The organism is Kamptonema sp. UHCC 0994, assembly GCF_029167235.1.
Lineage (GTDB): Bacteria > Cyanobacteriota > Cyanobacteriia > Cyanobacteriales > Microcoleaceae > Kamptonema.
This window is the reverse complement of record NZ_JARFTR010000050.1, coordinates 23445-31514: the sequence shown is the minus strand read 5'-3', so window position 1 is coordinate 31514 and position 8070 is coordinate 23445. Positions and strand designations below refer to the sequence as shown.

Annotated in this window: 7 protein-coding genes; 2 read left to right on the top strand and 5 right to left on the bottom strand. The window is 39.6% G+C overall.

Going from position 1 to position 8070, the window contains the following annotated elements; translation table 11 throughout:
- The first annotated feature begins 152 nt into the window (after positions 1-152).
- Positions 153-866 carry a GUN4 domain-containing protein gene (locus PY364_RS05285; RefSeq protein WP_275521106.1) on the top strand — a complete coding sequence of 238 codons (714 nt, stop codon included), beginning with the start codon at positions 153-155 and terminating at the stop codon, positions 864-866.
- A gap of 136 nt (positions 867-1002) precedes the next feature.
- Here PY364_RS05285 and PY364_RS05280 read toward each other — a convergent pair whose 3' ends face one another.
- Positions 1003-2823: a metallophosphoesterase gene (locus tag PY364_RS05280; RefSeq protein ID WP_275521104.1), complete on the bottom strand. Its 1821-nt coding sequence runs from the start codon at positions 2821-2823 to the stop codon at positions 1003-1005.
- 339 nt (positions 2824-3162) lie between these two features.
- On the opposite strand from PY364_RS05280, the gene PY364_RS05275 reads away from it, so the two are divergent.
- Positions 3163-4971 (top strand): aspartate kinase, encoded by a 1809-nt coding sequence (locus PY364_RS05275; protein ID WP_275521102.1) that lies wholly within the window; start codon positions 3163-3165, stop codon positions 4969-4971.
- A 135-nt stretch (positions 4972-5106) separates the two neighbouring features.
- On the opposite strand, the gene PY364_RS05270 is transcribed toward PY364_RS05275, so the two are convergent.
- The 4 genes from PY364_RS05270 to PY364_RS05255 all read right to left on the bottom strand — a co-directional run bounded on the left by PY364_RS05270 (position 5107) and on the right by PY364_RS05255 (position 7911).
- Positions 5107-5958: a GNAT family N-acetyltransferase gene (locus PY364_RS05270; RefSeq protein WP_275521101.1), complete on the bottom strand. Its 852-nt coding sequence runs from the start codon at positions 5956-5958 to the stop codon at positions 5107-5109.
- A gap of 224 nt (positions 5959-6182) precedes the next feature.
- On the bottom strand, positions 6183-7142 hold the full coding sequence (locus PY364_RS05265; RefSeq protein ID WP_275521100.1) for a hypothetical protein: 960 nt from the start codon (positions 7140-7142) through the stop codon (positions 6183-6185).
- Positions 7143-7165: 23 nt separating this feature from the next.
- Entirely contained in the window at positions 7166-7507 is a 342-nt protein-coding gene (locus tag PY364_RS05260) for a XisI protein (protein WP_275521099.1), read from the bottom strand.
- Positions 7495-7911: a XisH family protein gene (locus PY364_RS05255; RefSeq protein ID WP_275521098.1), complete on the bottom strand. Its 417-nt coding sequence runs from the start codon at positions 7909-7911 to the stop codon at positions 7495-7497. The genes PY364_RS05260 and PY364_RS05255 overlap by 13 nt, the downstream gene beginning before the upstream one ends.
- Between the last annotated feature and the right edge of the window lie 159 nt (positions 7912-8070).

The window sequence follows — 8070 nt, the reverse complement described above, 5'->3', positions numbered from 1 at the left end:
GTATCTTTACCGCCTAGAAGGCGGCGTTACGTAATTGTGCGTAAGTCCTGGTAAATTATTATCAAGGATTTAAAAGCTATTGTACAATGAGATAAAACTACATTTTAGCTGAAAGCAGATAGCTGAAAGCTGATAGCTGATGCAAGCTCTTTATGACTGACTCGACTACTACCTCTACGCCAGAAGCATCGCCGAATATAACTGAACTCAGTTCTAAATTAAGGTCTGGTTCCGAAAAAAATCAACTGCAACTGCTGCAACAGATAGCAGAGGGCAGTTTCGATGTATTGATGGAATTTTTACTAGAACGTAAGCTGTCACCTCCGACGATGGTTGACGGTAAGGCTTACCAAATTTTGTATAGTGCTAATTTGCCGAAGGTGGCAGAATTTCTCCAAACTCATTTTCCCACAGGTGTCGTGCCGTTGCGATCGCAGTCTGGGATTGATTATACTTTGTTGCAACAATTGCTAGCTAAGCAGGATTTTCAAGAAGCCGATCGCTTGACTTTGGAAAAGATGTGTGAATTAGCGGGTGAGACGGCTTTAAAGAGAAAGTGGCTGTATTTTACTCAGATTGAAAGTTTACCAGCAGCGGATTTGCAAACAATTAATCTACTATGGCTAGTTCACTCTGAGGGTAAATTTGGCTTTTCAGTGCAGCGAGAAATTTGGCTTGCCGTTGGCAAGAATTGGGATAAGTTTTGGCCGCAAATTGGTTGGAAGAAGGGGAATAATTGGACTCGTTACCCGAATGAGTTTATCTGGGATTTGAGTGCTCCTAGGGGTCATTTGCCGCTATCAAATCAGTTGCGAGGAAAGCAACCGTTTGCGGCTTTGTTGTCGCATCCAGTTTGGTTGGGATAGGAGATGGGGGCAATTGCATCTAAATTGCTGACAGAATATTACATAATATTTAAGCAATTCATTATCTTGCCCTATTTCTCCTACTGTTATTCATTCATTGTGAATTGGAAAATCTTCTTTAAGCTATAACCGATCGCTATTTCAACTTAAACTCATCAAACTTCACCACCTCTGACTCTGGTTTTCGCGTATCAAAATAATAACTACTCACCACACCTGCACTTGTATCAAAAATACTAAATACTGTCAGGTCATTACTAGCAATATAAGGCATCGGCTGACCATCTTCTCCCAAAACAGGCGCAATAGTTGGCATCACAGGTTCTAAGCCATTTGGATCGCCAATAGCAACATATTTCTCCTGATAACCTGGAGGGACAAATCTGCGCCTTTCACCCATAGCCGCAGGATAACTATTGCCGACATTAGAAGTTTCTAAAAAGTGCATTCCACTGGGACTAATAAAGCGATTCCACAGATGACTATGACCGTAAAATACTAATTGTACATCAGCATTTTCTAACAAGGGGATTACATCGCGAATAATGTAATCATTCTTCTTTGGATATTCATAGCGAATCATTTTAATCTCACCATTATCATCGCGGTCAATAATCTGCACGGGGTCAGTGTAAGCAGGTACAATATTATCGCCTAAAGTATGGGGCGGATGATGAAACATCACAACCTTATATTTTGCCTGTTTAAATTCTTCACTATTGAGTTCTTCCTCAAGCCAATTATATTGTTCGCTACCCTTGACAATTGGCTCATAAATATGCTGTCCGTAACCCCATTGTTCAGGGTGATTAAAATCGCGATCGCGTTCCCGATATCTCCCTTTAGAATCAACATCAAGAGTGGGAGTGCGCCACATATTTGTAATAAACAAAACTACTAAACGGACATCACCGAAAGTTACAGCATAGTATTTTTTCGGACTAGGCAAAGTAAAAATCTGCTCATAAGTATCAGTGTTAAAAGAATTATCCTTCAACTCACCAATAACTAAACTTTCTTCTGCTTTTTTTTGCACCTTTGCGGTTTCTTCATTATCTTGATTTCTCAACTTAGTATCAGATTTAGATGTTAATATTTTTTGAACAGCAAAACGGGGGAAAGAATCATTGAATTGCTCTTTTAACGTGCTATTATTGGAAAATCTACCCATGACTTCGTGATTGCCAATAGCAGTAAATAAAGGTGCATTTTGAATCAATTCACCGCCAGTGTAAACTGTTTTAATATCGTTTTTATCTAATTCAGAAAAAGCACGACCTTGGAGACAAGGGAAAAAAGCACGGCCGCGAAGATCGTCAAACCATTCTGAGGCACGACCTGGGATATTGGCTAAATCTCCAGCTATAAAAACAGCATCAATCCTATCAATTGTTTCAGTTACTTTTTGCAGATTTGCAGCTACCATTGGCATCACTTGATGGTCAGAAGTGAGTAAAATTTTTAGGGGGGTTTCTGGTGTTGGTTGGGGTGAGAGAGTAAAAGTACGACTGGTGACAGTTTGACCGTTTTCAGCTTCACTTTTTACCTGATAAGGAATGCGAACACCGGGAGTTAAATCAGTTACTTCTGCTTCGTGTCGCCAAATATTTCGCATAATTGGCTTACTATCAACTACTAGCTTTTTTACTACTTCTGAAACTCGCGAATCATTGTCTTCGCGAGTGTTGCTGAGTTTAGTTGTGGTAGCAATTGCGATTTGATTTAAGTTTTCACCATAGGCGACGGTGTGGCGGATACCGACAAATTCGGTAAACCACACAACTCGTACTGAATTTGCGGTTGGGAGTTGTAGAAAAGGATCGGTTAGTAGTTGGGGTGTGGTGGAAAGAGATTGCATAATTAGACTAAGGAAGATTATAATTAAAAATAGTACAGCAAAAATCCACAGATTTCGAGCAGAACGTTTGGGAATTGAAAAATCCGGGGGCGTTAGCATAAGTAAAAGGACACAATTAAATGTAACGATCTTATGGCAAATGAAACGAAGCAATCCCCAGGTTTTGCGATTGCTTCGTTTCACTCGCAATGACAGGTAATATAGATGTTAACCTACTGGTCAATTTTAGATTGTAAATGCCATAATTTATGCCAAAATTAAGAAAGGCGATCGCCAGCCAAAGAAACTATATCAATTTGACAAGCATCTTTTAAGCTAGAATAAAAAGTGCTTATCTGCTAGGAGCAGCCTAAGACGTGATTTAAACATTCTTGTTTCTAGTCTAGAGACGGCGTATATTAGCTGGTAAGTATTGTAGTATTTTGTGTAAACCTTATTATGTCATTAATTGTTCAAAAATACGGTGGTAGTTCGGTTGGTACAGTTGAACGCATTCAGGAAGTAGCAAAACGAGTTGTGAAGGCGGTAAAGCTTGGTAACTCTGTAGTTGTCGTGGTTTCGGCAATGGGTAAAACCACTGACGGTTTGGTAAAATTAGCTAAGGAAATTTCCAGCAATCCCAGCAGGCGGGAAATGGATATGTTGTTATCCACTGGCGAACAAGTTTCGATCGCACTTTTGAGTATGGCATTGCAGGAAATGGGACAACCGGCAATTTCGCTAACGGGTGCTCAAGTTGGGATTGTAACTGAAGCTGAACACACTCGCGCTCGGATTTTACAGATTAAAACCGATCGCATTGAACGGCAGTTAGAAAGTGGTAAGGTGGTTGTAGTAGCTGGTTTCCAAGGGATTGCGATCGCGGGAGATTTGGAAATTACGACTTTGGGGCGCGGCGGTTCCGACACTTCAGCGGTAGCGTTAGCGGCGGCGTTAAAAGCTGATTGTTGCGAGATTTATACTGATGTCCCCGGAATTTTGACGACAGATCCGCGCATTGTCCCCGATGCAACATTGATGTCTGAGATCACTTGCGACGAGATGCTGGAATTGGCTAGTTTGGGCGCAAAAGTCCTGCATCCGCGCGCGGTGGAAATCGCTAAAAACTACGGCGTACCGCTGGTTGTGCTGTCTAGCTGGAGTGACGAACCCGGTACGCGCGTGGTGTCACCGCCAGTGCGATCGCGCCCTTTGGAGGGTTTGGAGTTGGCGAAAGCGGTGGATGCGGTGGAATTTGACTTAAATCAGGCGGCGGTGTCGCTGTTGCGAGTACCCGATCGCCCTGGGGTGGCGGCGCGGTTATTTGGCGCGATCGCACTGCAAAATCTGGACGTAGATTTGATTATCCAGTCGATCCACGAAGGCAATACCAATGATATCGCTTTCACGGTGACACACAACTCCCTGAAGCAAGCAGCGGCCGTAGCAGATGCGATCGTACCATCTTTGGGCAAGAATTCTGACCCGGAAATGGGGGAACCGGAGGTGAGGGCGGAAGATCGCGCGATCGCGAAAATTAGCATTGCCGGCGCGGGGATGATCGGCCGCCCCAAAGTAGCATCGCAAATGTTCAAAACCTTAGCGGATGCTGGGATTAACATTCAAATGATCTCGACTTCCGAGGTGAAAGTTAGCTGCGCGATCGATGCTGCTGATTGCGATCGCGCCGTCACTGAACTCTGCAAAGTTTTTGAGGTCGCCAGTACCCCAGTTATCCCTATACCTTGTGCTTCTAAAGCCCCTGCGGTGCGTGCAGTTGCTTTGGATGTCAATCAAGCGCGTTTAGCAATTCGCCACTTACCAGATCGTCCGGGAATGGCAGCAAAATTGTTCGGACTTTTAGCCGATCAAAACATCAGCGTTGACATGATTATTCAGTCACAACGATGTCGGAATATCGATGGAATTTTAACTCGCGATATTGCTTTTACTGTAGCACAAATCGATGCTGAAGCTGCTAGAGAAATCTTAGAAAAATCTGCTGCGGAGTTAGGATGGGGTGAAGTAGCACTTGATGTAGCGATCGCTAAAGTTAGTTTAGTTGGTTCTGGAATGGTAGCACATCTAGGGGTAGCAGCAAAGATGTTTGAAGCGCTAGCGCAGCATAAAATTAACATTCAAATGATTGCTACTTCGGAAATTAAAATTAGCTGCGTTGTGGATGAAGATCAAGGCGTAATGGCTTTGAAAGCAATTCACTCAGCTTTTGCTCTTTCTGGGAGTGAGAAAATTCAAGTTCCGGCTTAATTTTGGTTTGTAGTAAGGGCTTTAGCCCTTACTATGTGTAACGCCGCCTTCTAGGCGGTTTCTTTACCGCCTAGAAGGCGGCGTTACGTAGCAGAATAGTAGTCAGGTCAAAGGGTTTTCTGCTGTGAACTGCGATCATCCAAGTTCAAAAGTCGTCACACCGAACAGTCGATTTATCGGTAAATCAGGGCTTTTTCCTTTGTACATCCGCGCTGTCTCGAAGGCGACCATCATATTGTGTCGATTCACCAAATCGACAGCCGATGAATTCTCTGACGGTATGTCTAAGAAAAATGGCGCACCTTTTGGAACATTTGACTTTAAAGCTAAGAATAAATGTTCTGCAAACAACGGACTATCTGCAAACAACGGGCCGATTTTATATCCAGAACGACAGGGGCGAATGACACCGTAACCTGCCAACTTACTGTTTTCTAGGATGCCTATTGCTGTAGTTTGAGGTTGATTAATCCAACATCTTAGAAATTCTACGCGACTATCGGGAAAAAACGAGCGATCGTATGCACATATCTCATCAAAAGGAATCGTTGATAACTCGACAATTTCTGAATCAGTCGGGAAAAAACCACCGCCAGTTCCTTGATATCTGATATTTTTATAAGCTAATATAAACCCAGACTTCTTGTAGTTACTCTGTTGAGCGACCACCCCATCAAGACCAATAGTTCGACCGTTGAGGTATGCAATACCAGCATTCCATATCTGGAAGCCGTAACCCTTTCCGCGATACTCTGGCTTGACAATGTAAAAACCCAGGAAGCCAAAGGAATCGCCATATTTGACAGCCGAAATCGTTGCAATAGGTTCATCGTCAAGCAATCCGATCAGGAAACCGTTTGGATCGGCCTCGTAGAAGCAATCAGCATCGTATAACCCTGGGTTCCATCCTTCTGCCGCAGCCCAGGCGATCGCGATATCTACTTCTTGGCGAGTCATCACTCTGATTTGATAGTTACTATTCTGCATAATTTATTTTCAACTTGTCTATCTGCTTGGCATCTGCAACTAAATTGAGCAGCAAGCGACACCCCCAACTCAACTTAAAGTATCACAATCCAACCTATTTGGCGATCGCTAATAAAGTAAATTATTACGGCGAGATAAAGCCGTTAATCTTTTTTGTATCCATTTATCCCTTACTTGCTCAATTAGTTTTTGAGTTTGTTTAGACATTTTCTTTCTTTAATTAATCACTTGATTTTGTTTATTTGAGTTAAAAATCTCATTATCGTTCCAGTTAAATAGATAATAAATTCAACTTCTGGGTTGGTAAATAATTGTTTTTCAGCATTATCTCTGTGTTTTACATTGTTATTTTGATAGAGCGTATAATCAATAAATAGCAATTTAATTAGCATATTTCTAATTTCCGTTGATACTTTTTTATTTCTTAAAAACCTCCCTAGCTCTTCTTTTTGATTTTCTAATGATTTGTCGTTTTTTAAAATTTCTTTTAAAAGTTGTTCTATTACAATACGTAAGTTATCTTGTATATCACGGTAGTTTTGTTCAGAATAATCATCCGTTGCTGCTAATTCATATTTTTTTAAAGCACGCTCAAAATATTCAGATATTTTTGGATGATCTTCTAGTCCTTCTAAGGTTTTATTAATTACCTGTTCATCTAGTAATGGAGAACCAGAAGGATAAATAGTAACAGAATTTTGTACTTTAGTAATAGAAAAACATTTATGAAATTTTGCTAACGCTTTTATTTCTTCATAAAGTGGTGTCAATTCTAATAATTCTAATTCAGTACCAAAAGATAAATTTTCTTTTAGTTTGATTTCTTCTTCTTCTTCTTTTTCTAAAACAATAAACATATATTGTAAAACTTTTGCTAAAGACTTATTATCATGTGCAGATGTTATTTGAATATAAAGATTAGTATCTTTAAAATTAAAAATTAAATCAGGATATTCTTGATAAGGATTATCTTGTTCTTCAGGCTCTAACTTTTGATATTTTAATCCCATGTAATAGCAAAATTCTTGTTCTAACCACTCTATTTTTTTAAATTCACACCACCAATCACTTAAGTATTTATCTATCACTACCAGAAATCTATTGATAATTTTATTCCATTCCTCTTGTTCATTATCATCCCATTTATCGTTAAAAAATTTAATTTTTGACAATGAATTACTCATTTATTTATCTCTTTAATAAAAATTTAAGCAACAGCAAACTCAGTAAACTTACGAGTTTCAGGATCGTAAAAAGCTAAAACAATATCCTCTTTCGGTACACCTTCCCTTAATAACTCAGTAGCAATACCTTCCTCTGTCCAATCTTCCTCAATGTAAATTTTCTCATTTTTAATGCGAATATGAACTTGAATATTTCTAAATTTTTTCTTTCCTTCCCAACCCATAAACAGCCAAAAATATTGATCGTGTATTTCATCAAAAACAAGGCAACTCTCTTGATCTAAATTCGCTGAACCAGAAACCCATTCCTGATATTCTGTCAATATCTTTTTAATAGAATTACGATACTTTTCTAATTTATCCATTGTAAAATTTCCTCCTGTTCCATATCAACAACAATCAAAAGTAATTGATTTATATTAGTAATATCTTGAATTGACTCCCGTTTAAAAAAGTTTTCATAAATACTTTCCTTAATTGCTAGATAAATCTGATATTCTGGTTCAGTAAGATTGATTAAATTTCGATATAAAATATATTGTCCTAGTGCTAGTTCAAAATCTCTCATTGGTGAGGGACTTAAAAAGCTTTTAATTTCGACAACAATTTTACGTCCATTTTGTTCAGCAACAATTGGTTTTTCTACTGCTAAATCAGCAAATAATTCAGCATCTTTATATTTAATTTTATAAGGATCGGCTGTAATTGTCCAACCATCCTTAATTAAAGCATTTTTAACCGCATCATGGTAAACATCTTTTGCTGGCATTTTCCTCCTTGTAATTAGATTAGGTGGGCATTGCTCACCCTACCATTATACTACACCAAAACCTCCTCCAACTTAGGCATCCGATCCACAGAAATCACCCAACCGAACTCCTCAAAACCCTCAATCTCATCAAAATTGAGATCGCGGTATAAATCACCC